Origin of the sequence: Streptococcus sp. 9903 (assembly GCF_013276625.1) — a bacterium.
Taxonomy (GTDB): Bacteria; Bacillota; Bacilli; order Lactobacillales; family Streptococcaceae; genus Streptococcus.
Map to the genome: position 1 here is coordinate 86,006 of NZ_VMLI01000004.1, position 25,350 is coordinate 111,355.

General features: G+C 38.7%; 26 protein-coding genes and 2 pseudogenes. 24 read left to right on the forward strand and 4 right to left on the reverse strand.

Annotated features, from left to right (window positions below; translation table 11 throughout):
- Positions 1–144 precede the first annotated feature (144 nt).
- The 11 genes from HT696_RS02305 to mnmG all read left to right on the forward strand — a co-directional run bounded on the left by HT696_RS02305 (position 145) and on the right by mnmG (position 13,621).
- Positions 145–879, forward strand: a complete 735-nt coding sequence (locus tag HT696_RS02305) for an ABC transporter ATP-binding protein (RefSeq protein ID WP_023945195.1) — start codon at positions 145–147, stop codon at positions 877–879.
- An 11-nt stretch (positions 880–890) separates the two neighbouring features.
- Complete coding sequence (locus HT696_RS02310) at positions 891–2,909, forward strand: FtsX-like permease family protein (RefSeq protein WP_023945194.1); 2,019 nt, start codon at positions 891–893, stop codon at positions 2,907–2,909.
- 89 nt (positions 2,910–2,998) lie between these two features.
- A complete protein-coding gene (locus HT696_RS02315; RefSeq protein ID WP_023945192.1) occupies positions 2,999–4,573 on the forward strand; it encodes an ATP-binding protein in 1,575 nt (524 codons plus the stop codon).
- The gene (locus HT696_RS02320; RefSeq protein ID WP_023945190.1) at positions 4,554–5,150 is read left to right on the forward strand and encodes a response regulator transcription factor; all 597 of its coding nucleotides are present in this window, start codon (positions 4,554–4,556) and stop codon (positions 5,148–5,150) included. The genes HT696_RS02315 and HT696_RS02320 overlap by 20 nt, the downstream gene beginning before the upstream one ends.
- Positions 5,151–5,182: 32 nt before the next feature.
- A protein-coding gene (locus HT696_RS02325; protein WP_100104433.1) for an IS5 family transposase occupies positions 5,183–5,988 on the forward strand; the annotation gives its coding sequence in 2 pieces (ribosomal slippage) (positions 5,183–5,557 and positions 5,560–5,988; 804 coding nt in all).
- A gap of 171 nt (positions 5,989–6,159) precedes the next feature.
- A complete protein-coding gene (locus tag HT696_RS02330; RefSeq protein ID WP_173249814.1) occupies positions 6,160–6,966 on the forward strand; it encodes an ABC transporter substrate-binding protein in 807 nt (268 codons plus the stop codon).
- A gap of 16 nt (positions 6,967–6,982) precedes the next feature.
- A complete protein-coding gene (locus HT696_RS02335) occupies positions 6,983–8,179 on the forward strand; it encodes an argininosuccinate synthase (RefSeq protein ID WP_173283270.1) in 1,197 nt (398 codons plus the stop codon).
- A gap of 28 nt (positions 8,180–8,207) precedes the next feature.
- The gene (gene argH, locus HT696_RS02340) at positions 8,208–9,599 is read left to right on the forward strand and encodes an argininosuccinate lyase (RefSeq protein ID WP_173270164.1); all 1,392 of its coding nucleotides are present in this window, start codon (positions 8,208–8,210) and stop codon (positions 9,597–9,599) included.
- Between the two features lie 381 nt (positions 9,600–9,980).
- Positions 9,981–11,102: a tRNA 2-thiouridine(34) synthase MnmA gene (gene mnmA / locus HT696_RS02345; protein WP_173274936.1), complete on the forward strand. Its 1,122-nt coding sequence runs from the start codon at positions 9,981–9,983 to the stop codon at positions 11,100–11,102.
- 140 nt (positions 11,103–11,242) lie between these two features.
- On the forward strand, positions 11,243–11,698 hold the full coding sequence (locus HT696_RS02350; RefSeq protein WP_173274937.1) for an NUDIX hydrolase: 456 nt from the start codon (positions 11,243–11,245) through the stop codon (positions 11,696–11,698).
- A 9-nt stretch (positions 11,699–11,707) separates the two neighbouring features.
- Positions 11,708–13,621 carry a tRNA uridine-5-carboxymethylaminomethyl(34) synthesis enzyme MnmG gene (gene mnmG, locus HT696_RS02355; protein ID WP_173274938.1) on the forward strand — a complete coding sequence of 638 codons (1,914 nt, stop codon included), beginning with the start codon at positions 11,708–11,710 and terminating at the stop codon, positions 13,619–13,621.
- A 37-nt stretch (positions 13,622–13,658) separates the two neighbouring features.
- Here mnmG and HT696_RS02360 read toward each other — a convergent pair whose 3' ends face one another.
- Positions 13,659–15,338 (reverse strand): ribonuclease J, encoded by a 1,680-nt coding sequence (locus HT696_RS02360; protein WP_088777926.1) that lies wholly within the window; start codon positions 15,336–15,338, stop codon positions 13,659–13,661.
- 1 nt (position 15,339) lies between these two features.
- A complete protein-coding gene (locus tag HT696_RS02365; RefSeq protein WP_000639571.1) occupies positions 15,340–15,573 on the reverse strand; it encodes a DNA-dependent RNA polymerase subunit epsilon in 234 nt (77 codons plus the stop codon).
- A 280-nt stretch (positions 15,574–15,853) separates the two neighbouring features.
- Here HT696_RS02365 and HT696_RS02370 point away from each other — a divergent pair, with 280 nt between their 5' ends.
- Complete coding sequence (locus HT696_RS02370; RefSeq protein WP_050973707.1) at positions 15,854–16,069, forward strand: hypothetical protein; 216 nt, start codon at positions 15,854–15,856, stop codon at positions 16,067–16,069.
- Between the two features lie 302 nt (positions 16,070–16,371).
- On the opposite strand, the gene cibB is transcribed toward HT696_RS02370, so the two are convergent.
- Complete coding sequence (gene cibB, locus HT696_RS02375; RefSeq protein ID WP_000974044.1) at positions 16,372–16,524, reverse strand: fratricide two-peptide bacteriocin subunit CibB; 153 nt, start codon at positions 16,522–16,524, stop codon at positions 16,372–16,374.
- Between the two features lies 1 nt (position 16,525).
- Entirely contained in the window at positions 16,526–16,711 is a 186-nt protein-coding gene (gene cibA / locus HT696_RS02380) for a fratricide two-peptide bacteriocin subunit CibA (RefSeq protein ID WP_000180841.1), read from the reverse strand.
- A 177-nt stretch (positions 16,712–16,888) separates the two neighbouring features.
- Here cibA and tsaB point away from each other — a divergent pair, with 177 nt between their 5' ends.
- The 12 genes and pseudogenes from tsaB to HT696_RS02440 all read left to right on the forward strand — a co-directional run bounded on the left by tsaB (position 16,889) and on the right by HT696_RS02440 (position 25,308).
- The gene (gene tsaB / locus HT696_RS02385; protein ID WP_050136988.1) at positions 16,889–17,572 is read left to right on the forward strand and encodes a tRNA (adenosine(37)-N6)-threonylcarbamoyltransferase complex dimerization subunit type 1 TsaB; all 684 of its coding nucleotides are present in this window, start codon (positions 16,889–16,891) and stop codon (positions 17,570–17,572) included.
- The gene (rimI, locus tag HT696_RS02390) at positions 17,569–18,006 is read left to right on the forward strand and encodes a ribosomal protein S18-alanine N-acetyltransferase (protein ID WP_173274939.1); all 438 of its coding nucleotides are present in this window, start codon (positions 17,569–17,571) and stop codon (positions 18,004–18,006) included. Before tsaB ends, rimI begins: the two co-directional genes overlap by 4 nt.
- On the forward strand, positions 17,996–19,006 hold the full coding sequence (gene tsaD / locus HT696_RS02395) for a tRNA (adenosine(37)-N6)-threonylcarbamoyltransferase complex transferase subunit TsaD (RefSeq protein ID WP_173274940.1): 1,011 nt from the start codon (positions 17,996–17,998) through the stop codon (positions 19,004–19,006). Before rimI ends, tsaD begins: the two co-directional genes overlap by 11 nt.
- A 106-nt stretch (positions 19,007–19,112) precedes the next feature.
- Positions 19,113–19,976, forward strand: a complete 864-nt coding sequence (locus tag HT696_RS02400) for an XRE/MutR family transcriptional regulator (protein ID WP_173274941.1) — start codon at positions 19,113–19,115, stop codon at positions 19,974–19,976.
- Positions 19,977–20,261: 285 nt separating this feature from the next.
- The gene (locus HT696_RS02405; RefSeq protein WP_173274942.1) at positions 20,262–20,483 is read left to right on the forward strand and encodes a hypothetical protein; all 222 of its coding nucleotides are present in this window, start codon (positions 20,262–20,264) and stop codon (positions 20,481–20,483) included.
- An 18-nt stretch (positions 20,484–20,501) separates the two neighbouring features.
- Positions 20,502–21,176 (forward strand): type II CAAX endopeptidase family protein, encoded by a 675-nt coding sequence (locus HT696_RS02410; protein ID WP_061766830.1) that lies wholly within the window; start codon positions 20,502–20,504, stop codon positions 21,174–21,176.
- A gap of 11 nt (positions 21,177–21,187) precedes the next feature.
- A pseudogene (locus HT696_RS02415) lies at positions 21,188–21,855 on the forward strand (lysostaphin resistance A-like protein).
- A gap of 73 nt (positions 21,856–21,928) precedes the next feature.
- Positions 21,929–22,144 (forward strand): annotated as a pseudogene (locus tag HT696_RS02420) (Rgg/GadR/MutR family transcriptional regulator); the annotation flags it as partial.
- A 230-nt stretch (positions 22,145–22,374) separates the two neighbouring features.
- A complete protein-coding gene (locus HT696_RS02425) occupies positions 22,375–22,659 on the forward strand; it encodes a bacteriocin immunity protein (RefSeq protein ID WP_173274943.1) in 285 nt (94 codons plus the stop codon).
- 150 nt (positions 22,660–22,809) lie between these two features.
- Positions 22,810–24,036, forward strand: a complete 1,227-nt coding sequence (locus tag HT696_RS02430) for an MFS transporter (RefSeq protein ID WP_173274944.1) — start codon at positions 22,810–22,812, stop codon at positions 24,034–24,036.
- A 263-nt stretch (positions 24,037–24,299) separates the two neighbouring features.
- Complete coding sequence (locus HT696_RS02435; protein ID WP_173283144.1) at positions 24,300–24,995, forward strand: AzlC family ABC transporter permease; 696 nt, start codon at positions 24,300–24,302, stop codon at positions 24,993–24,995.
- Positions 24,985–25,308 carry an AzlD domain-containing protein gene (locus HT696_RS02440; protein ID WP_143952742.1) on the forward strand — a complete coding sequence of 108 codons (324 nt, stop codon included), beginning with the start codon at positions 24,985–24,987 and terminating at the stop codon, positions 25,306–25,308. Before HT696_RS02435 ends, HT696_RS02440 begins: the two co-directional genes overlap by 11 nt.
- Positions 25,309–25,350 lie beyond the last annotated feature (42 nt).

Genomic DNA, 25,350 nt, shown 5'->3' on the forward strand with positions numbered 1-25,350 from the left:
GAACGAAAATGATGTATATTTAAAAAGCCATACTAGTTTATGGCTTTTTTACTTGTCTTTAGAGAGATTATGCACGAATTACTCATGATATTAAAGCTCAGATTGATTATAATAGTCTTGTAAAATAGAAATGGAGGAATATTTATGTCACAATTAGTTGTAAAAAATTTAAATAAAGAGTTTGGGGAGGGAGATAGCCTAGTTCATGCTTTATCGGATGTTAATCTCTCTGTAAAGACAGGAGAATTTCTTGCTATTATGGGAGCAAGCGGCAGTGGAAAAACAACTTTGTTAAACTGTATTTCAACAATCGATAAGCCGACGTCAGGTGATATTTCCTTTGAGGGATTTGATATCATCAATGCAACAGATAATCAATTGGCAAACTATCGCTCACAAAATATTTCCTATATCTTTCAATCTTATAATTTAGTTGAAACTTTAACAGTTTATGAGAATATTGTCTTACCATTACAAATTCAAGGGAAAAAAGTTGCTGATTGTCATTTAAAAATAGAAAATATCCTAGAAAAATTATCAATTGGTCAATTACGAAATAAATTTCCCAATCAATTATCAGGAGGACAAAGACAGCGTGTTGCCACCGCACGTGCTCTAATTGATGAATCTAAACTGCTTATTGCAGATGAACCAACAGGTGCTTTAGATTCGGCTAACTCAGAAAATTTAATGGCTCTTCTGCAAGAGATTAATCAAGTTTTTGGCATTACCATTTTAATGGTGACACATGATCCGGCAGCAGCTAAGTATTCATCACGAATTATTCTATTAAAGGATGGACAAGTTACAGCAGATATGTACCGCCATTCTTTATCAAATGAAGAATACTTACAAAAAATTTATAAACATACACGATAAGGAGAAGTAGGATGTATCCAAAATTAATTCTCAGAAATGTTCAAAGAAATTTACAGACCTACACAGTTTATTTTCTTAGTTTAACGTTAATTTATAGTCTACTCTATGCATTTAATGCTTTGCCAAGTCATCCTGTTATGCAAAGTTTATCAGGTGCTAAGGAGATGATGACAACCATTATGACACAATATATGGGACTATTATCTTATGTTGTATTGAGTACAATTGCTTTTTTAGTTGTTTACTCCACTGGTTTCGTATTAGGTCGAAGAAAACAAGAGCTAGGTCTATACGCAACATTGGGGATGAAAAAACGTCATATTGTAGGAACGCTTTTCTGTGAGACAATGGTTGTTAATCTGTTTGCTTTGCTTGCAGGATTTATCTTAGGGTTAGGAGTATTGATTGTTCTAGCACATATTGCATCTAATTTTTTTATGGGGAATTATTTTGGTAATATGTTTTTTCTAGACATGAAATCAGTTAATTTATTAGGAATATCATATTTAGCAACAAGTGTAATCATTGGTGTGATGGACATAGTTACCTTTAGAAAGCAAGCTATTATTTCTCTTATTCAAGAAAATGGTGTTAAAAGTTCTATTTTTTCGAAAGGAGAAACAAAATGGCAATTGCTACTATTTATCTTGTCGGCACTAGTTATTTGCTTTGGATGTGTCTATTTATCAGACTATACACATATTTCAATTCTTAGAAATTGGGGAATGTTACTTATAACACTGTTTGTACTAGTTATATTTATTTTTTACAGTACATTAAGTCATTCTTTGATCCGCTTAACTTATTCATTGCCAAATTGGTATTTCAAGAAATATAATTCATTTAAACTCAGACAACTATCTAAGCAAGCAGATCGTAATTCGGTGACCATATCGGTATTATCGCTTTCCTTGGCATTAGCAACTAGCTTATTGATTTTTAGTGGTAGTGCCTACAGTTCATTGAGTAATGATTTAAATAAATTTATTCCTTATGATATTGATGTGCAGATGTTTAAGGGAGAAAAATACCATCATAACAATATAGATGTAAAGAATAAGTTAAAAGAAGATGGTTTTGACTTTTCGATTATTGATAAAGAGTTTGAGTATCCAACTTATATAAGTGAATTGACTTATAAAGATATTATTGATACAAGCAATTTATGGGATTTAGATAAAGAATTAGGAGGCTCGTTCGTTAATATTGTTTCGCTTACTGATTATAATTCTTTATTAAGACTTCAAGGGAAAAAAGAAGTCAGTTTGTCAGACAATGAATTTTTAATAAATGCAAACTATAAAGGCACTAGGAAGCAGATTAGGGAATTTCTCTCTAAAACTAACGAATTGACTGTTTCCGATGTAAAGTTAAGGTCAAGTTCTAAAAGTCCTTTGGAAAATGTTTATTTTGTTACTACAGTAGAAAATAATGATCGAGGGACATTGATAGTCCCTGATAAAGTAGCGAAAAAATTGACTATTAACAGTTTACATTATGTAGCCTTATATAAAAAAGGGATTGATAAACGAAATGTTGAATCATTTTTAGAGAACTGGATTGAAAATTATTATTTTACGGATCAAGAAGGAAATCAAGCTGATTTTGTATATCAAACAAAAGTTCGATCAGCAGAACTATATCTAGGAGTTATGGGAGTCATTGTATTAGTTCTAATTTTTGTTGGAGTTATTTTTACAGTTATCACATTGAGTATTCTGTCGTTGCAGGCTTCCACAAATGCATTAGAAAGTGTTAATGATTACAATATACTTTATTTATTAGGAAATCAAAGAATGCAAAATAAAAAAATTATTTTTCAACAGATTCTCGCCTATTTTCTAATACCGTTGCTAATAGCTATTCCATTGAGTTGTTCACTTAGTAATAGCTTATTAGGCTACTTTGAAAATTTTGCAAATACAACAGTTGTAATTGATGTAAAATATTTATTGTTTATGATTGGTTTATTTACAATTTATATCTATTTTACCTATAAAATTTGTGTGAGGGCCAGTAATCAGATCTAATGAGTGAAAACCAGAATGGGATATTAGCTATCCTTATTCTGGTTTTGTGATATAATGATAACAAAAAATCATAGTAGGAAATTTTAAATATGAAGACGTGGTTAAAGAATATTTCTGATAACTCATTATTGTTATGGTGGAGCACTTTAATAAATCATTTTATATTAATGGTTTATATATACCTTAAAATTCCATTTGACTTTTCATCAACTTTTACTCAAAAATTTGCAGTTGTTTTTATTATTTTGTTGATTATTTCTACTTATATTTGTAATTTCTTAAAGTTTAAATATAGTGAATTAAAGTTGTGGCTATTACTATCTCTATTTTTAATTAGTTGGCAATTGGCTCTGAGTTTGAATGTTGAACACACATTATTCCATTTTTTAGATCTGCTTCATCCCATTAATTCTTTTCTATTAGTTTATAGTTCAGTATCTATTATTCTGTTAGGTAAAAAAATAGGTGAGGAACTATTTTTTGTAACTTTTATTGTTACGATTATTACAGAGATATCTTATTTTTTTAGTGAGCCTCTCTTTTTATTCTTATCTATATTTACATCATTTTTCATTTCTTGCTTACCTATTGTTCTGTTAATGATGTATAAAAAAGAGTTGAAATCTTTTTTAAATTACCAGAGGAAAAATTTAACCTTCCTTTCATTTTTTCTACCCGTTACTTATGTCATTTTATATATTAACACGGCTGATATTGGTATTTTAAATTTTTTATGGTATGTAGAAATTTTTTTGGTACTTGTTTCGTTCCACTTGAAAACAATTTATATGAGTTTTCAAAAAAAGATAGATGAGTTGAAACTATTATATATTGAGGCAAGTTTAAAAGTACTACTGGGGGTAAGTATCCTTTTAATTGCTACATTTATTATTGCAAGACTAGATTTAAAACAAAGTTTTATTTGTTTTAATTTACTTGTGCTGATTGTTGGATTTCTAACGGAAGAATTTATTAGATTATTTAGAGGTAAGCGGCTAACGGGTGCAAAAGATTATTTAGAAGTTTTATTTTTGAAAAGAAATAAGATGGTGAAGAATTTGTTAGCTAATGAAGATATAGAGCAACAATTCGCAGAATTTCTTCATAACGAAGTATTACAAAGTGTGATGGCTATTAAAAATTTTAATAAATATGGAGAAGATGAGAAGTTTAGAACTCAGATTGGATATGTCTCAGATGAACTAGTTCAACGTATCCGAGAGAGAATGGATTATTATCAACCAATGAGTAGTGGCAATGAGGAGTTAACTAAAAAATATACATCATTAATTGATAGAATATTGAGGAGATATGAGACTATGAAAGAAGTTGAAACAGATTTTCAGTCTGATTTTTTTCTAATGGAACCGTATGATAAGATTCTTTATCGCTTTATTGAAGAATTAGTGACTAATGCTGTTAAATATTCATCAGGACATACTATTTGGTTATCTCTCTCTGTATCTGACGATATTATTTATTTATCTTGTAAAAATAATTATGATATTTCTAGTAACCATCTTGGTTATGGGTTAAAGAATTTAGAAAATCGTGTTAGTGTTTTAGGTGGAACAATAGAAATTCAGACAATGGATGCTATGTTTCAAGTAGAAATTCAATTACCAATAGATAAGGAGCTATGCTATGAAAATTTTATTAATTGATGATCACAAGTTGTTTAGTCAGAGCATAAAAATGATTTTAGAGTTATCAGAAACAATTGAATATGTTGATTTAGTTGAAAATTTTCAATCAGTAGATGATATTGATTATAGTCCATACGATATCATTTTGATAGATATTAATTTGACTAGTATTTATGAAACAGATGGATTAGCCTTGGCAGAAGAAATGATAAAAAAAGAACGAGGTATTAAAATCGTTATTTTAACAGGGTATAGCAAAAAAATTTATGAGTATCGAGCTCAGAAGATGGGAGCCTATGCTTTTATTGATAAAAGTATCGATCCAGATAAGCTTCTTACTCAATTAAAAGGTATATATAGTGGAAAAAAGTATTTTTCGGTAGAAGAAATCGTGGATATCTTGTCTGAACGAGAGATAGAAGTGTTAGAATCGATTAGAAATGGTTTAACAATTGATGAGGTTTGTGAAACCTTATTTTTAAGTAAGCGGACTGTTTCGAATCATTTGGCAAATGTATTTTCAAAGCTAGGTGTTAATAATAGGCAGGAGGCAATCCATAAAGCAGAACTTTTAGGATATTTCTCTCCAGAGTAAGATTATCTTTTATGCCAAATTGGCATAAAACTATGAATTATGAATCAAGTAAACCATTAAGTTATGCACGATTTAAGCGCCTTGTTGGTGTTCAACGCACTACTTTTGAAGAGATGTTAGCTGTGTTAAAAACAGCTTATCAACTTAAACACGCAAAAGGTGGACGAACCCCTAAGTTAAGCCTAGAAGACCTCCTCATGGCTACTCTTCAATACATGCGAGAATACCGAACTTATGAACAAATTGCGGCTGATTTTGGCATTCACGAAAGCAACTTAATCCGTCGGAGTCAATGGGTTGAAGTGACTCTTCTTCAAAGTGGTTTTACGATTTTAAAAACTCATCTTAGTGCTGAGGATACGGTGATTGTGGATGCAACAGAGGTAAAAATCAATCGTCCTAAAAAAATCAACTAACCAATTATTCTGGTAAAAAGAAATGTCATGCTATGAAGGCTCAGGCGATTGTCACAAGCCAAGGAAGAATTGTTTCTTTGGATATTGCAGTGGACTATTGCCACGATATGAAGTTGTTCAAAATGAGCCGCAGAAATATCGGACAAGCTGGTAAAATCTTGGCTGACAGTGGTTGTCAAGAGCTCATGAAGATGTATTCACAAGCGCAAACTCCGAGGAAATCAAGCAAACTTAAGCCACTAACTCTTGAAGATAAATCCTATAATCATGTGCTATCTAAAGAGAGAATCAAGGTTGAGAATGTTTTTGCCAAAGTAGAAACGTTTAAAATGTTTTCAACAACCTATCGAAATCGACGTAAACGCTTTGGATTACGAATAAATTTAATTGCTGAAATTATCAACCGTGAACTAGGATTCTAGTTTCGCAGGAAGTCTAATAGCATAAATACGCCTAGAAATGACATTTTTATGTAGTATTTCTAGGTTTTTTTGTTTCAAATTGAAAATTTTTTCAATTTAGGCTTGACAAACGATGAGCATAGGAGTATTATTTATACAACAAAAAAGAATAAACATAAAGGAGGCTTTGTTATGAATAAGATGAAGAAGGTGTTGATGACGATGTTTGGTTTAGTGATGCTCCCCCTACTATTTGCTTGTAGTAACAATCAATCGGCTGGAATTGAAGCCATCAAGTCCAAAGGAAAATTGGTTGTAGCCCTCAATCCAGATTTTGCTCCATTTGAATACCAAAAAGTGGTTGATGGGAAAAATCAGATTGTGGGTTCAGATATCGAATTAGCCAAGGCTATCGCAACAGAACTAGGTGTCGAATTGGAACTATCTCCCATGAGTTTTGACAATGTACTGGCTAGTGTTCAATCAGGAAAAGCCGATCTTGCCATATCTGGTGTTTCTAAGACAGATGAACGGAGCAAGGTGTTCGATTTTTCAACTTCCTACTATACTGCAAAAAATAAGCTCATTGTCAAAAAATCTGACTTGGCCACTTATCAGTCTGTAAATGACTTGGCGCAGAAAAAGGTTGGAGCGCAGAAAGGTTCGATTCAAGAAACGATGGCGAAAGATTTGCTACAAAATTCATCCCTCGTATCTCTGCCTAAAAATGGGAATTTAATTACAGATTTAAAATCAGGACAAGTGGATGCCGTTATCTTTGAAGAACCAGTTGCCAAGGGATTTGTGGAAAATAATCCTGATTTAGCAATCGCAGACCTCAATTTTGAAAAAGAGCAAGATGATTCCTACGCGGTCGCCATGAAAAAAGATAGCAAGGAATTAAAAGAGGCAGTCGATAAAACCATTCAAAAGTTGAAGGAGTCTGGAGAATTAGACAAACTCATTGAGGATGCCTTTAAAGCGTCCATTGAAAAATAGAAAGAAGGAAAAGAACATGAGTAAAGAAAAAGTAATTTTGGCCTATTCTGGCGGTTTGGACACATCAGTTGCTATTACCTGGCTGAAGAAAGACTATGATGTTGTTGCAGTTTGTATGGATGTGGGTGAAGGGAAAGACTTAGATTTCATCCATGATAAGGCTCTTAAGGTTGGGGCAGTCGAATCTTATGTCATTGATGTCAAGGACGAATTTGCTACAGATTATGTGCTAGTAGCTCTCCAGTCACATGCCTATTATGAACAAAAGTATCCCTTGGTATCTGCCTTGAGCCGCCCTCTTATTTCTAAAAAATTGGTTGAAATAGCGCATCAGACAGGAGCGACTACAATTGCTCATGGTTGTACAGGTAAGGGGAATGACCAAGTACGTTTTGAAGTATCGATTGCAGCCTTGGATCCCAATTTAAAAGTGATTGCTCCAGTTCGTGAATGGAAATGGTCTCGGGAGGAAGAAATACATTATGCCAAGGAAAATGGGGTGCCTGTTCCTGCTGACCTTGACAATCCCTACTCTGTCGACCAAAATCTTTGGGGACGTGCCAATGAGTGTGGTATTTTGGAAAATCCGTGGAATCAGGCTCCAGAAGAAGCCTTTGGCATCACAACTTCTCCAGAGCAAGCTCCAGATATGCCAGAATACATTGAGATTGAGTTTAGTGAAGGTGTTCCAGTTTCCCTCAATGGAGAAGGGTTAAAATTGGCAGATTTGATTCAAAAACTCAATGAAATATCTGGGAAACATGGGGTCGGACGGATTGACCACGTGGAAAATCGCTTGGTTGGGATTAAATCAAGAGAAATCTATGAGTGCCCAGGGGCAGTGACTCTGCTGACAGCTCATAAGGAAATTGAGGATTTGACGCTTGTGAGAGAAGTGGCTCATTTTAAACCAATCATAGAAAATGAATTATCAAATCTCATTTATAATGCTTTGTGGTTTAGTCCGGCTACACAAGCCTTGATTGCTTATATTAAAGAGACTCAAAAAGTTGTCAATGGGACTGCAAAAGTCAAACTGTATAAGGGAAGCGCTCAGGTCGTGGCTCGGAAATCACCAAATTCTCTTTACGATGAAAATTTGGCGACGTATACTAGTGCAGATACCTTTGACCAAGATGCGGCTGTTGGCTTTATTAAGTTGTGGGGACTTCCAACCAAGGTTCATTCTGAGGTTCAAAAAAGTGCCAAATAGGGCGATTGGATAGAGAGGTGGATGTGATATGGCTAAGAATACAAAATTATGGGGTGGTCGATTTGAAGGTACTGTCGAAGACTGGGTAGAGCGCTTTGGTGCGAGTATATCTTTTGACCAGAAATTAGCTAAATTTGACGTGATTGGTTCTTTAGCCCACGTTCAGATGTTGGGTCAGACGGGCATTTTGAGTTTGAATGAGTCAGAAAAGATTCAAGCAGGCTTGAAAGAGCTTTTAGAAGAGCTAGAGGCAGGCCAACTTGACTTTGATATTGCAAACGAAGATATTCATATGAATATGGAAGTGTTGCTGACAGAAAAAATCGGTCCCCTTGCAGGGAAGTTACATACGGCTCGTTCTCGAAATGACCAAGTTGCGACAGATATGCACTTGTATCTCAAGGAGCAACTAGGTCATGTCCTAGATAAGCTGACTCATCTCAAGGGTGTTTTATTAGACTTGGCGGAAAATCATGTGGAGACGATCATGCCGGGCTATACCCATCTGCAACATGCCCAGCCTATTAGTTTTGCCCACCACCTGATGGCTTACTACAATATGTTTCAAAGAGACAGTGAACGTTTTGAATTTAACCAGCAGCATACAGACCTATGCCCTCTAGGTGCGGCAGCTTTGGCAGGAACGACTTTCCCCATTGATCGCCAATTATCTAGCGATTTGCTGGAGTTTAAGCAACCTTATACAAATTCTTTGGATGCTGTTAGTGACCGCGATTTTATCTTAGAATTTCTATCCAATGCCAGCATACTCATGATGCATATGAGCCGTTTTTGCGAAGAAATGATCAATTGGTGTAGTTTTGAGTACCAATTCATTACCTTGTCAGATACGTTTACAACAGGTTCCTCTATTATGCCCCAAAAGAAAAATCCAGATATGGCTGAGTTGATTCGAGGAAAGACTGGTAGAGTCTATGGGAATCTGTTTGGACTGTTGACAGTCATGAAGTCCTTGCCTTTAGCTTATAATAAGGATTTGCAAGAGGATAAGGAAGGAATGTTTGATACGGTCGAAACGATTTTAAATTCCCTCGATGTGTTGGCAGGTATGTTATCTAGTTTGCAGGTAAACAAGGAAAAAATGCAAGAGTCGACAGAGAAGGACTTTTCAAATGCAACTGAGTTAGCAGATTATTTGGCAGGGAAAGGCTTGCCATTTAGAGAAGCTCATGAGGTTGTGGGAAGATTAGTGCTAGATTCTATCAAGTCTGCTAAAAATATTCAAGATTGGACTTTGGAGGAATTACAAACCTATCATTCCCTCATTGCCGAGGATATTTATGTCTACTTGCAACCTAAAACTGCTGTTCAAAGACGAAATTCCTTGGGAGGTACAGGATTTGACCAAGTGAAATACCAAATTGCAGTAGCTAAGAAAGCGAATGAAGCTAGAAAGTGATAGATTGATAGGTTTAGAATAAGAGGTTGGTCTATTGACAGCCTCTTTCTTGTCTTCTCCAACCAAGCATGTTATAATGAATACTGCTCAAGCGACCTTCAATCGTGAAGCACACACGACCTTCAATCGTGAACTAGTCATTTCGTTTATCTTTTATTACGTCGTTAACTCGAAATGAGATGCAAGCTGAGCTAATTCAAGTTATGCTTGCGACTCGTTACCTATCATATTTTTATTTTAAGATGATAGGCTAAAATGGTCTCCCAGACCATTTTACTATTAAAAGCAAACGAAATGACTATACTCGAAGAAATTCTATTGAAAGTCATAGTAAATAGAATTTTGAGGGGTATAAATAAACGAATAGATGGGAGACTTACCATGAGTGATAACTCTAAAACACGTGTTGTCGTGGGGATGAGTGGTGGTGTTGATTCGTCGGTGACGGCTCTTTTGCTCAAGGAGCGGGGCTACGATGTGATCGGTATCTTCATGAAGAACTGGGACGACACAGACGAAAACGGCGTCTGTACGGCGACCGAAGATTACAAGGATGTGGCTGCGGTGGCAGACCAGATTGGCATTCCTTACTACTCTGTCAATTTTGAAAAAGAGTACTGGGACCGCGTTTTTGAGTATTTCCTAGCGGAATACCGTGCAGGGCGTACGCCAAATCCAGATGTTATGTGTAACAAGGAAATCAAATTCAAGGCCTTTTTGGACTATGCCATGACCTTGGGGGCAGACTATGTAGCGACTGGGCACTATGCTCGAGTGGCGCGTGATGAGGATGGCATTGTTCACATGCTTCGTGGCGTGGACAATGGCAAGGACCAAACCTATTTCCTCAGCCAACTTTCGCAAGAACAACTTCAAAAAACCATGTTCCCACTAGGACATTTGGAAAAGCCTGAAGTTCGCAGACTAGCAGAAGAAGCAGGCCTTGCAACTGCCAAGAAGAAAGACTCGACAGGGATTTGCTTTATCGGAGAAAAGAACTTTAAAAACTTCCTCAGCAACTACCTGCCAGCTCAGCCTGGTCGCATGATGACTGTGGATGGTCGCGATATGGGGGAGCATACAGGTCTTATGTACTATACGATTGGTCAGCGTGGTGGACTTGGTATCGGTGGGCAACACGGTGGTGACAATGCACCTTGGTTCGTTGTCGGAAAAGACCTAAGCAAGAATATTCTCTATGTAGGCCAAGGTTTCTACCATGATTCGCTCATGTCAACCAGCCTAGAAGCTAGCCAAATCCACTTTACTCGTGATATGCCAGAGGAGTTTACGCTCGAATGTACGGCTAAATTCCGCTATCGTCAGCCTGATTCTAAGGTGACCGTCCATGTCAAAGGAGATAAGGCAGAGGTTATCTTTGCAGAACCGCAACGCGCCATCACACCAGGACAGGCAGTTGTCTTTTACGATGGCGAAGAGTGTCTCGGTGGTGGTTTGATTGACAATGCCTACCGCGATGGACAAGTTTGTCAGTACATTTAGATTGACAAATTTTCTCAATTTGCTACAATAATAAAAGCAATAGAAATGATGGTCAAAGCTCATGGATGTTGCAGGCTTTTTTGTCCTGCACTTCTTTGGAGTTTTGACTGTTTTTGTGTCGTTTAGAGGAAAGGATAAAAATGACTCAACAAGACTTTCGGACAAAAGTAGGAAATACGGTTTTTGGTGTTCGAGCGACAGCTTTGATTGTCCAAAATCGTAAGCTTCTAGTCACCAAAGATAAGGGCAAGTATTACACAATTGGTGGTGCGATTCAAGTCAATGAAAGCACGGAAGACGCGGTAGTCCGTGAAGTGAAGGAAGAACTGGGTGTCAAAGCTCAAGCTGGGCAGCTAGCTTTTGTGGTTGAAAATCGTTTTGAACAGGACGGTGTTTCCTATCACAATATCGAGTTTCATTATTTGGCGGACTTGCTTGAAGATGCCCCATTGACCATGCAGGAAGATGAGAAAAGGCAGCCCTGTGAATGGATTGACATAGACAAGCTTGAGGGTATCAATCTAGTTCCAGCCTTTTTAAAAATAGCCCTGCAAGATTGGGACGGCCAACTAAGACACATCCATCTTGAGGAATAGGAGAGAAATATGACTTATCATTTTACTGAAGAATACGATATTATTGTAATTGGTGCGGGACACGCTGGGGTCGAGGCTTCCTTGGCCGCTAGCCGTATGGGCTGTAAGGTCTTGCTTGCGACCATCAACATTGAAATGCTGGCTTTCATGCCTTGTAATCCTTCTATCGGTGGTTCTGCCAAGGGGATTGTCGTGCGTGAAGTTGATGCACTTGGTGGTGAAATGGCCAAAACCATTGACAAGACTTACATCCAGATGAAGATGCTCAACACAGGGAAGGGGCCAGCTGTCCGTGCCCTTCGTGCGCAGGCTGACAAGGAGCTTTACTCCAAGGAAATGCGCAAGACGGTTGAAAATCAAGAAAATCTGACCCTTCGTCAAACCATGATTGATGAGATTTTGGTGGAAGATGGCAAGGTTGTCGGTGTTCGTACAGCGACCCATCAAGAGTATGCTGCCAAGGCTGTTATCGTGACGACAGGGACCGCCCTCCGTGGGGAAATTATCATTGGAGACCTTAAGTATTCATCAGGTCCTAACCACAGCTTGGCTTCTATTAATCTTGCTGACAATCTCAAGGAATTGGGCCTCGAAATCGGTCGTTTCAAGACAGGAACGCCTCCACGTGTCAAGGCTTCTTCTATCAATTATGACGTGACCGAGATTCAGCCAGGAGACGAAGCGCCTAATCATTTTTCATACACTTCACGTGATGAGGATTATGTCAAGGACCAAGTGCCATGCTGGTTGACCTATACCAATGGTACCAGTCATGAGATTATCCAAAATAACCTCCACCGTGCGCCTATGTTTACAGGTGTGGTCAAGGGAGTGGGACCTCGTTACTGCCCATCGATTGAGGACAAGATTGTGCGCTTTGCGGACAAGGAACGTCACCAACTCTTCCTTGAGCCAGAAGGGCGCAATACTGAGGAAGTCTATGTTCAAGGACTTTCAACCAGTCTGCCTGAGGATGTCCAGCGTGACTTGGTTCATTCCATCAAAGGTTTGGAAAATGCAGAGATGATGCGGACAGGTTATGCCATTGAGTATGATATGGTCTTGCCTCACCAGTTGCGTGCGACTTTGGAAACCAAGAAAATCTCAGGACTTTTCACTGCTGGTCAGACAAATGGAACGTCAGGTTACGAAGAGGCAGCAGGCCAAGGGATTATCGCTGGTATCAACGCGGCTCTGAAAATCCAAGGTAAACCTGAGTTGATTCTAAAACGAAGTGACGGTTATATCGGAGTGATGATTGATGACTTGGTGACCAAGGGAACCATTGAACCCTACCGTCTCTTGACCAGTCGAGCTGAATACCGCCTCATCCTCCGCCATGACAATGCTGATATGCGTTTGACGGAGATGGGACGTGAGATTGGTCTTGTGGATGATGAACGCTGGGCTCGCTTTGAAATCAAGAAAAATCAATTTGAAAATGAGATGAAGCGACTAGATAGCATCAAACTTAAGCCAGTCAAAGAAACCAATGCTAAGGTTGAGGAGATGGGCTTCAAGCCGTTGACCGATGCAGTGACAGCCAAGGAATTCCTTCGCCGTCCAGAAGTTTCTTATCAAGATGTGGTGGCCTTCATCGGACCAGCTGCAGAGGACTTGGATGACAAGATTATCGAATTGATTGAAACAGAAATCAAGTATGAAGGCTATATTTCCAAAGCCATGGACCAGGTTGCTAAGATGAAACGCATGGAAGAAAAACGCATTCCAGCCAATATCGACTGGGATGATATTGATTCTATCGCGACAGAAGCTCGCCAGAAGTTCAAACTTATCAATCCAGAAACTATTGGTCAAGCCAGCCGTATTTCGGGAGTAAACCCAGCAGATATTTCTATTTTGATGGTGTATCTGGAAGGTAAAAATCGTAGTATTTCTAAAAATCAAGAAAAGAAAGCATAGAGAAAAACAGCTCCGAAAATCGGGGCTGTTTTATGATTTATTCTTCATCTGGTGTGAGGATCATAGGGATGATGATCGGTTCACGTTCTGTATTTTCATAGAGGAAGGGGCGAATAGCGTTGACAATGGCACCATTGACAGATTGAACGCTAGCGTCCTTGTTTTTCAGTGCGATACGAATGGCATTGAAGAGGATTCGCTGGCTTTGGCGAATCAAGTCGCCAGATTCTCTCATGTAGACAAAGCCTCGGCTGAGGATGTCTGGACCAGATAGAATCATCTGTGATTTGAAGTCAACAGTTGCGACTGCCAGAACGACACCGTCTTCAGATAGATCACGACGATCTTTGAGGACAGCAGCACCGATTTCACCGATACGATTTCCATCGACATAGATATCTTGGGCGTTGAAATGACCTGCAATACGAGCTGAGTCAGCAGTAAGGGCAAGCACATCACCATTGCTCATGATAAAGATATTGTCCTTCTCAACACCAGTATCTACCGCTAGTCCAGCGTGGACTTTTTGCATGCGGTATTCACCGTGGACAGGCATGAAGTATTTTGGCTTAATCAAGCGGAGCATGAGTTTTTGCTCTTGCTGACCACCGTGTCCAGATGTATGGATATTATTCACTTTACCGTGGATAACTTCGACACCAGCTTCAGAAATGATGTTGATCAGCTTGTTGACGCTAGTCGTATTTCCAGGGATTGGACTTGAAGAGAAGATAACTGTATCACCTGGTTGGAGTTGTACCTGACGGTGGGTTCCGTTGGCGATACGAGAGAGGGCTGCCATCGGCTCACCCTGGCTACCTGTACAGAGGATCAGAATTTCTCCTGCAGGGTAGTCTTTGATTTCATTTGGCTCGATAAAGGTTCCCTTAGGAGCTTTGATGTAGCCAAGATCGATTCCGTTGACAATGGCCTTTTCCATAGAACGACCAAAGACAGCGATCTTGCGCCCAGTCTTAACAGCAGCTTCTGTTGCTTGCTGGAGACGGAAGATATTTGAGGCAAAGGATGCAAAGATGATACGTCCCTCTATGCCTTGGATAATCTTCATGATGGACTGGCCAACGACTTTTTCAGAGTTGGTAAAGGTTGGAATTTCTGCATTTGTCGAGTCAGACAGGAGACAGAGTACACCGTCTTCACCAAGAGCTGCCATACGGTGCAAATCTGCTGGTTCACCAACTGGTGTTAAGTCAAACTTGAAGTCACCCGTACAGACAATTTTCCCTTGAGGAGTATGAATGACAATCCCCAAAGGTTCTGGAATAGAGTGAGTCGTTCTAAAGAAAGTTGCCTTGAGATTTTTAAAGGTCAACTCAGTATTGTGGTTGATTTCGTAAAGTTTGGCGTTGCGCAAGAGGCCGTGTTCTTCGAGTTTCCCACGGATCAAAGCCAAGGCAAGCGGCCCAGCGTAGATAGGGACATTTGCTTGCTTGAGTAGGAATGGAATCCCACCGATGTGGTCCTCGTGTCCGTGTGTGATTAAGACAGCCTTGACGCGGTCGATATTGTCTACGATGTAAGAGTAGTCAGGAATGACATAGTCGATACCCAGCAAGTCATCTTCTGGGAATTTAATCCCAGCATCGACGATGACAATCTCGTCTTGGTATTCAATTCCGTAAGTGTTTTTCCCGATTTCTCCCAGACCACCGATGGCAAAAACGCCAACTTCTTCAGGTTTAAGAGTATAGGCCATATTAGAACTCCGTAATTTCGAAGGCGCCAGTTTCTTTTTCGTAATCTAGCAATTTGTCAGACAAGAGTTCGATATACTCGATATTGTACTCTGGGCGATTTTCTTCGACAAGTTGGCGAGCAGCGATACGGCCCTCAAGTTCTGAGTTGGCATCGATGTCTAGGTAAAGTGCGCGTGTAGTTTCACGACGTGGGCTACGTTCTTTTGTTTCTTGATAAAAAACTTTGTAAATCATATAGTTCCTTTCTATTTTACAGGTCAGCTTATTCCAAACTTTTAGCATAGATTTGCTTGATTTCATTCCATTTTGTGTCTAGATTGACCTTGATTCGTTACAATTATTTCAATTATACCACAAAATGAAAAATTAGTAAAAGACGGAAACGAGAAAGTCACAGGCCGGCTTCTTTAGTAAACGTTTGCAAAAATAAAGAAAATATGTTATTTTGATAATGGAAATGAGTTTTATTGTTTGTCATAATTCCATATAGTTTTTAAGTCAAGGAGGTTGCCCTATGTATAACTTATTTGCTTTTGCTATCGGAGCTCGCTTGGTAGCTTTTATTGTTTTTGTTGCTTGCGTTTATGCGGGGAATCTTCTATTTGCCAAACTGGAACAACGACAAAGCAAGTTCTTGTGGAAAATTACCTTTGTGACTCTCTACTCGATTTTTCTCCTCCTCGTAACCTATGTCGTTTGGTTTGTATTTTACTTTGGATTAAATGCTTAGATGCCCTGCTCATGCTGGGGCATTTTTGTTTGGGAATAAAGAAAATTCCACCCCATCTATCAAGATGAGGTGGTCTTTGCATTTTTCTAAAATGACATGACAATGGAATTTTCAGAGCTTATTATTTTTATGGGAGTCATTGTTCTGTTCAAAAATAGAGTTGAAGCATAAAAATAAAACAATACAAACAGATAAATCGATTGGTAAAGGGATAGTAGTAATGTTTAAATCATTGAGAATGCTGAGCAAACTATAAGAGATAAAGATAATAAAATTTATCCTTCTAAAAATGTGTTTCTTATCTAGCATGATTTACCAAACTTTTTACGAAGGTCTTTTCCAATGGTATAACCTGCCATAAATAAAGCGATACCAACACCTACACCAAAGCCACCCTTTATTTCTTGCAATTCCTTATTAGAAATTTCACAATAGTTGTTCAAATCTTTCATCATATTAATCTCCTCCTAAAAAATAACCAGCTGCCAAACCAGAACCTATAAGTGCTGTTCCACCTGCAATAGCTTTCCAAGATACTGCTACTCCAAAGATAACCAAGGGAGCGAGACCGCCATCAATATCTGATAATTCATTTTCAGATAAGGATAAAAATTGATTGTCAAGAACGTCAAAATTTGTCATTGAACTTTCCTCCTTTTTTCTTGTTCACTTTTATATTCGTAAAAGAAAAGGAAAAGTGAACATTTTTTTAAATTATTTTTAGTTAAGTGAGGGCACTCTTGTTTAGGGATAAAGAAAATTCCCATGTGCCAGCTTTTGTAGTATAATAGTAAGCAGACAAAAAGATAGGAATGTGTTATGAAAGTATTAGCTTTTGATACGTCTAGCAAGGCTCTTTCTCTCGCTATTTTAGAGGATAAGCAGGTTCTTGCCGAGACGACGATTAACATCAAGAAAAATCACAGTATTACCCTCATGCCTGCCATCGATTTTTTGATGGCGAGTTTGGATTGGATACCCAAGGACTTGGACCGAATCGTGGTGGCGGAAGGACCAGGTAGCTACACAGGCTTGCGAATCGCGGTAGCCACTGCTAAGACGCTGGCTCATACTCTGAACATTGAGTTGGTTGGTATGTCGAGTCTCTTGGCTCTGGTGCCATACCAACAAGAAGGTCTGTTCGTTCCTTTGATGGATGCGCGTCGCAACAATGTTTATGCAGGATTTTATGAAAATGCCAAACCTGTCATGCCAGAAGCACACCTGCCTTTTGAGCGAGTCATTGAGCTAATCAAGGGTGCTAGTCAAGTTACCTTTGTCGGAGAAGTTGGCCCCTTTGTGGAGCAGATTCAAGAACACTTGCCAAGGACTAATCTCAAAGAAACCTTGCCAAATGCAGCTAATCTAGCTCTCTGGGCCTGGGACAAGGAAGCAGACTCCTTGCATGATTTTGTGCCGAATTACCTCAAACGAGTCGAGGCTGAGGAAAACTGGCTCAAGAACCACACCGAGTCTGGTGAGTCTTACATTAAACGCCTATGATAGAAATCAAACGAATCCAACAACAGCCTGACTTGGCTCAAGACATCTACGCTGTCATGGCAGCTGTTTACCCAGTCAGTCCTTGGACGTTGGAACAAATCCAAGCAGACCTGTCCCAAGACCAGACTTGGTATGCTCTAGCTTATGATGGGGCAGAAGTGATTGGATTTCTAGCTGTGCAGGAAAATATCTTTGAGGCAGAAGTCTTGCAAATCGCTGTTAAAGGAGCCTATCAGGGTCAGGGGATTGCCTCGGCCTTGTTTGCTCAATTGCCAACAGACAAGGAGATTTTCCTTGAAGTCAGAAAGTCAAACCAACGAGCGCAAGCATTTTACAAGAAAGAAAAGATGGCGGTCATCGCTGAGCGAAAGGCCTACTACCATGATCCAGTCGAGGATGCCATTATCATGAAGAGAGAAATAGATGAAGGATAGATATATTTTAGCATTTGAGACATCCTGTGATGAGACCAGTGTCGCCGTCTTGAAAAACGACGATGAGCTTTTGTCCAATGTCATTGCGAGTCAAATTGAGAGTCACAAACGTTTTGGGGGCGTAGTGCCAGAAGTAGCCAGTCGTCACCATGTCGAGGTCATTACAGCCTGCATCGAGGAGGCGCTAGCAGAAGCAGGGATTACCGAAGAGGACGTGACAGCTGTGGCGGTTACCTATGGACCAGGCTTGGTCGGAGCCTTGCTAGTTGGCTTGTCAGCTGCTAAGGCCTTTGCTTGGGCACATGGACTTCCGCTGATTCCTGTTAATCACATGGCTGGTCACCTCATGGCAGCTCAGAGTGTGGAGCCTTTGGAGTTTCCTTTGTTGGCACTCTTGGTCAGCGGTGGACACACAGAGTTGGTTTATGTTTCTGAGGCTGGTGACTACAAGATTGTTGGGGAAACTCGAGATGACGCGGTTGGTGAGGCCTATGATAAGGTTGGCCGTGTCATGGGCTTGACCTATCCTGCCGGTCGTGAGATTGACGAGCTAGCTCATCAGGGACAGGATATTTATGATTTCCCCCGTGCCATGATTAAGGAAGATAATCTGGAGTTTTCGTTCTCAGGTTTGAAATCTGCCTTTATCAATCTTCATCACAATGCCGAGCAAAAGGGAGAAAGTCTGTCTACAGAGGATTTGTGTGCTTCCTTCCAAGCAGCTGTATTGGATATTCTTATGGCAAAAACTAAGAAGGCTTTGGAGAAATACCCTGTTAAAACCCTAGTCGTGGCAGGTGGTGTGGCAGCCAATAAAGGTCTCAGAGAACGCCTAGCAACTGAAATCACAGATGTCAATGTTATCATTCCACCTCTGCGCCTCTGCGGAGACAATGCAGGTATGATTGCCTATGCCAGCGTCAGCGAGTGGAACAAAGAAAACTTTGCAAACTTGGATCTCAATGCCAAACCAAGTCTTGCTTTTGATACGATGGAATAAAATGGAGTCAGCTTAAGGCTGGCTTTTTTAATCGCCAAAGTGTCAGAATATTTTGACAAAACTATAAAAATAATGATATAATATGCAAAAGCTAGGAGGTGGTAGGATGATTGAAAAAATGGAATTGGGGGAATTTTACAAGGAATTACGTTTGGCTAGAAAGCTCAAGCAGTCAGATGTGGCTTGTGGTGGACTAACAGCTTCTCAGCTATCCAAGTTCGAACTAGGGCAGTCTATGCTATCTGCGGATAAGTTGATCCTAGCCATCCAAGGGATCAATATGAATTTTGATGAGTTTGGTCATAAGCTCAACAATTATCAAGAATCCCTACATATGCAAATTGGTAGAAAGGTTGTGGATCGCTTTGCCCACCAAGATATAGCTGGTTTAGAGCAACTATTAGAGGAGGTCAAGCAAGAACAGATGGCAGAGACCTATCGTCGTTTGAATGCTATTGTAATCAAAGATGCCATCCATTCCTTAGATAAAAGCTATCCGCTAGCAGAGGAGGATAGCGAATTTTTGACTACCTACCTCTATGCTATTGAGTCTTGGACCTGGTTTGAACTCTATCTCTTTTGCAATACCATGCCCTTCTTGAGCAACCAAGATTTGATATTTTTATCAACCTCCTTACTTGAAAAATCCAAGGAATTTAAAGAGTTGGTACATAATAGACTGTATATGAAAAGTGGATTTCTGAATATTATATCAGAACTCATGGAGCGTAAACTTTTCTCTTATATCCCAATTTTTGAAGCTGAGCTAGAGAGCATGCTTCGTCCATACGATGTTTTTGAAAAAGTATTGTGGCAGTTTTTAAAGAAAATGAAGATTTTCCTTCAAACCAAAGGAAGCAATCAAAAAGAGATTGAAAGCTATCTCCAATCTCTGCAAGTATTAGAAAATCCACAATTGATAGCCCTTTTTGAATTACGTTTGCAGCAATACAAAGAACTTATCGATTAGTTAGAAATGGGAAAAAGATAATAATCTCAGCGATGATTGTCAATAATGTTAAAACTTGTTTCTTCATAATTACTTTCCTCCTCATTAGTAATAACTTTATTATAGCAGGGAAATAATCAAATCTACCAAAATCGCAAATAAGAAATTGCTACAAGAAAAAATGTCAAATATGCGATTTTCTAAAATAAGCTAATTTTCGTGTTATACTGTCCTTGTAAAGCACTTGAAGCAAATCCTAGGTCGCAGAAGTGGTTTACAAATAAAATAATTGAAGGAGTGTAAAAGATGTTAAATTTACAATTTGCAGAAACAATGGAATTGACAGAAACTGAGTTGGAGAAGGTCTATGGTGGAAATTTCACTACGGTTTGCGCAGGTGAAAATATTGGTTGTGGTGGCAGTGCTTTGCCTGCTTGGGGAGGTAGAGGTATTAGTCCCAGACCTTATGGGGCATTTGATTGGACTAATGGGCTGATTGAAGGACTGTTTGGAAAACGCCGTAACTAATATTTAGGAGAAGAAACTATGAAAAGGGGAGAAACGAAATTTTACCTAGGAACCATTTTGGTACTTATGTCTTATTACTTGATTTTTAGTTTAGTAGTGAGATTAGAGTTTGTGGATCAATTATCAGATTTTGGATTTTATGGGATTCAAATTTTATTGATAGTAATTGAAGGAATTGCTAGTACTGTGCTTCTTGTTAAGAGTCAACGTTGGAAAGATTACGGTCGATTTCAGTTTCGTTGGTCCTATCTGGGTATCTTCTTTCTTTCCTTTATATTGATGTTTTTGTGGGTAAATATAACGACTAGGATCTTTCCCAGCACACAAAATAGTAGTGCTATAAAAGAAGCCGTAGCCAATTTGACGGGAATTAGTTATTTTGTGACACGTATTCTCTATGGCAGTCTTATTGCTCCGATAGTTGAGGAGTTAGTTTTCCGTGGCCTTCTGATGACAGCCCTATCTAAATTTAAAAAATACTATATTGATGCCATTATTTCTTCCGCACTCTTTAGTCTCATCCATGTTTTACAATATGGATGGGTGTTAACAGACTTCATCGTTTATGCAGGAGCAGGTCTGCTACTCTGTATTCTTTTTCGTTATACACGTTCAATTTATTGGTCAATGGCACTTCACATCTTGTGGAATACCTTTTTAATTATTGTGAGCTTATTGGTGTTTGGATATTAGAAAGATGAAATATGAAAAAGATAATTTCTAAATACTATTTTATTGTAGTTGTTCTGCTTATCATTGCTGACCAGAAGTTCAGTGTTCTAGTTTTACGCAGCGACCTTGTTACTGGGCTATCTGACTTTGGCTATTATCTGTCGGATATGATGTTGAATTTTCTTGTGGTTTTATTTGCTCTTATTGCTATGATTTGGTCTGGGAAATGGCAGAAAATCAATAGTAGAAAGTTTAAAGGATCTTATCTTTTCTATTCCTTCCTAGCTCTGCTTGCTTTTGTTGCTTGGAATTTTGTCACCTTTTTTCTTTTCCCACCTACTCGAAATGAAATTTCTTATCAACATGCTGCTCCTACTTTTACAGGAGCTACGGCATTTTTGATGTATTTTTTTATCCTGTGATTGCAGGTCCCATTTTTGAAGACATGATTTATCGTGGATTAGTGATGACTGCTCTGGAAAAAGGAAAGAAATGGGGGCTAGATGTACTTGGTTCCGCTGTTTTATTTGGGGTCTCGCACATTAGTAATCACGGTTGGGTATTGACAGACTTTGTCTTCTATATGGGTGGCGGACTCATATTTGCAGTCTTATTTAGAGTGACAAAGTCCATTTATTGGCCTATTGGACTGCATATAGTCTACAATGGCATTGGTCAGATTTTGATGTTATTACACTAGGATTTAAAAAGATGAAAATTTCAGAGTATTTGATTTTGGTAAAAAGTTTTGAATTACTATGAAGAAATTTTCATTTGAAGCTGAGCTGGAGAGGATGTTACGACCGTATGATGTTTTTGAAAAAGTATTGTGGCAGTTTTTAAAGAAAATGCAGATTTTCCTTCAAACCAAAGGAAGCAATCAAAAAGAGATTGAACACTTTATCCAATCTCTGCAAGTATTAGAAAATCCACAATTGCTAGCCCTCTTCGAATTGCGTTTGAAGCAATACAAAGAACTTATTGATTAGTCAACAATCGCAAATGTGATATTTTTGTGAGAAAAAATGTCAAATATGCGATTTTCTAAAATAAGCCAATTTCTGTGTTATACTATCCTTGTAAAGCACTTGAAGCAAATCCTAAGTCGCAGAAGCGGTTTATAGATGGGAATTCGGACAGTATATGTTTAATTCTGAGCATACTGTAAATAGTTGGACTAAAAGTGAAACTTGGCGTCCTAGGTAAAATGAGGTAAACGATGGGAAAACAGAGTCAGTTACAAATTTTAATTCATTCCCTGTACAATAATAAAGAAATTAGCTTGACGGAAGAATTTAGGAAGCAATTGCTGGAGACAGCGAAACAGTTTTCTAGTAGTAATGAAGATTTGCTAGCTGTACGTCTCTCATTTGCCATCTCTAAAGAATTGTTGGGATTTAAAGGTAAACCGCCGACAGAGTTGTTGGATTTAGCAAAATTTGTACAAAAGAAAGAAGCTAAATACAAGCAGGGAATAGTGTGGTCTGGTATTTTTAAGATATGATTTATTATAAAATACGGTATTAACGGTTATATAATGAATGAATCTAACATGAAAAATATATGAGCAAGACTTGGATTTCAATGCCAAACCAAGTCTTGTTTTTGATACACTGGAATAAAAATTCCAACTGGAATTTAAAAAGGAGTTGTGATGAAAGTATTTCTTCAAAATAGAGATTTTAGGCAATTAACCATCAACCAGTGGATTTCAACACTTGGGGATACGATTTTTTATCTGGCCTTCCTGAATTATGTGGCAGATGCGTCTTTTGCCCCTCTGGCGATTTTACTCATCACGATTTCAGAAACTCTTCCCCAAGTTCTACAAATCTTTCTGGGAGTTTTGGCGGATTTTCAACATCATCGTGTCTTGAAATACACAGTCATTAGTTTTGCAAAATTTTTGCTTTACTCTATCGTTTCTTTATCACTTTCAGGGCAGTCCTTTTCCTTAGTATTAGTAGCATTTATTTGTCTGATTAACCTCTTGTCTGACACATTGAGTTATTTTTCAGGCGCCATGCTCACTCCGATTTTCATTAGAATTATTGGACAAGACCATCTGGCAGAAGCTATTGGATTTAAACAGTCAACTGTTAGCTTAGTAAAAACAATCAGTAATATTCTAGGAGGAGTCTTACTAGGTATTCTATCTATCCAGTTTATTTCCTTACTGAACGCTCTTACATTTTTAATCGCATTTTTAGGTATCCTATTCATAAAAACTGACCTCTTGAAAGTAGAAAAAACGATTAGCTATCAAAAAGGACTCTCTGTAAAATCCTTTTGCCAGCATTTGCTCCAATCATCGAAATTGATATGGAATATGAATAAGGTGCTCTTGGTTTTGTTTATTATTTCTATTAGTCAAGCAGTGATAAATGTTACAGTTCCTGTTTCTACTCTGTTTTTGAGAAATCAACCCTTTTTGAATTTACAAACAGGTCAATCTCTTGCCTTGCTATCCACTTTTGAACTGTCAGCCCTGATTGTCGGAAGCCTTGTAAGTGGCTATCTGAAAAATATGATTTCTATAAAAACAGCTCTCTATGCCTCACTTGTCATCCAGTTGCTTCTTCTAGTAGGATTTGCCACAGTTCGTTTTGATTGGATTCTCATCTTTAGTACCTTGGATGCCTTTTTCGCGGGTATTCTCTCTCCTAGATTGCAAGAAGTCGTCTTTAAACAAATACCTGAGGAGTCAATGGGAGCAGTTCAATCTTCTATCGGTGCCATTACGGTTGTTTTACCTAGCTTATTTACAATAGCTTTGGTGACCATTGCTACTAGCTTTGGAACTCTGGCAGTTAGCTTTGTTTTATTGCTATTTCTTCTAGTTGCCTTTGCCATGCTCTTGAATATTCGTGAAAGTATCTAGCGGAGAATTTCTATAATATATGTTTGAGACTGGATTGCCAGTCTTTTTATGATAGCTACAATCAACAGACTTTTTTCTCTTTCCTGAATGTGTTATAATAGTCCATGCTGTGGCTGGAGCCTTTTCAGCCTATTTATACTCTTCGAAAATCTCTTCAAACCGCGTCAGCTTCGCCTTGCCGTACTCAAGTACAGCCTGCGGCTAGCTTCCTAGTTTTCTCTTTGATTTTCATTGAGTATTATTAAGACAATATGAGGAGAAAGATGAAAGAAAAAGGATTTTGGGAGGGGGCGCAGGCAGCTATGCCAACGGCCCTTGGTTATGTCAGTATCGGCCTGGCCTGCGGGATTATTGGTGCACCCTATGTGACACCTGTTGAGATGGGCTTGATGAGCCTCTTTGTTTATGCTGGGAGTGCCCAGTTTGCCATGTTGGCATTGATTGCGGTTCAAGCACCTGTAGCAGCTATTGCTATGACGGTCTTTTTGATCAATTTACGTCTCTTTTTGTTGAGTTTGCATGCGTCAACCTATTTCCGTCATACCAGTCTTTGGCACAATATCGGTATGTCTAGTATCTTGACGGATGAGACCTATAGCGTTTTGATGGGAGAATTAGCCCATATAGACAAGGTCAATCCGATGTGGATGCACGGAAACAATCTTAACAGCTATGTAGCTTGGTTTGTGGGAACAGTAGTCGGAACGGCTCTGGGTGGCCTGCTGCCAAATCCAGAAATCTTTGGTTTAGATTTTGCCCTAGTTGGGATGTTCATCGGCATTTTTGCTTCGCAATTCCAGATTATGCAAAGACGGATTCCTGTTCGCAATCTGTTTATTATCCTAGCAGTTGTTGCGGTGTCCTTCTTTTTACTCTTGACAGTGGTGTCTCAGTCACTAGCTGTTCTGTTTGCGACGCTACTTGGTTGTACAATGGGGGTGGTTTTAGATGGTCAGTAAGTATCTTTTATTAGCAGTTATTTTCTCTGGCTTGGTGACTTGGATTCCCCGTATGATTCCCTTCATCTTGGTCAAGTATAAGGGTTTGCCTGCAATCGTTGAGCGTTTTTTGAAGTTCTTGCCCGTTTCTATTATTTTTGCCTTGATTCTTTCAAGCGTAGTAACAGGCAAGGTTGGTAGTCTTCCTCAAATCAAATGGCTGGACTTCTTGGCAGTCTTTCCAACAGCTTGGGTAGCCTTTCGCTACCGCAATCTAGTCGGAACAGTTCTCTTTGGAGTGATCTTGATTGCCGTCCTACGTTTACTATTTTAAATGGGCTATAAAGAAAATCTATCACAGAGATAAATATCATAT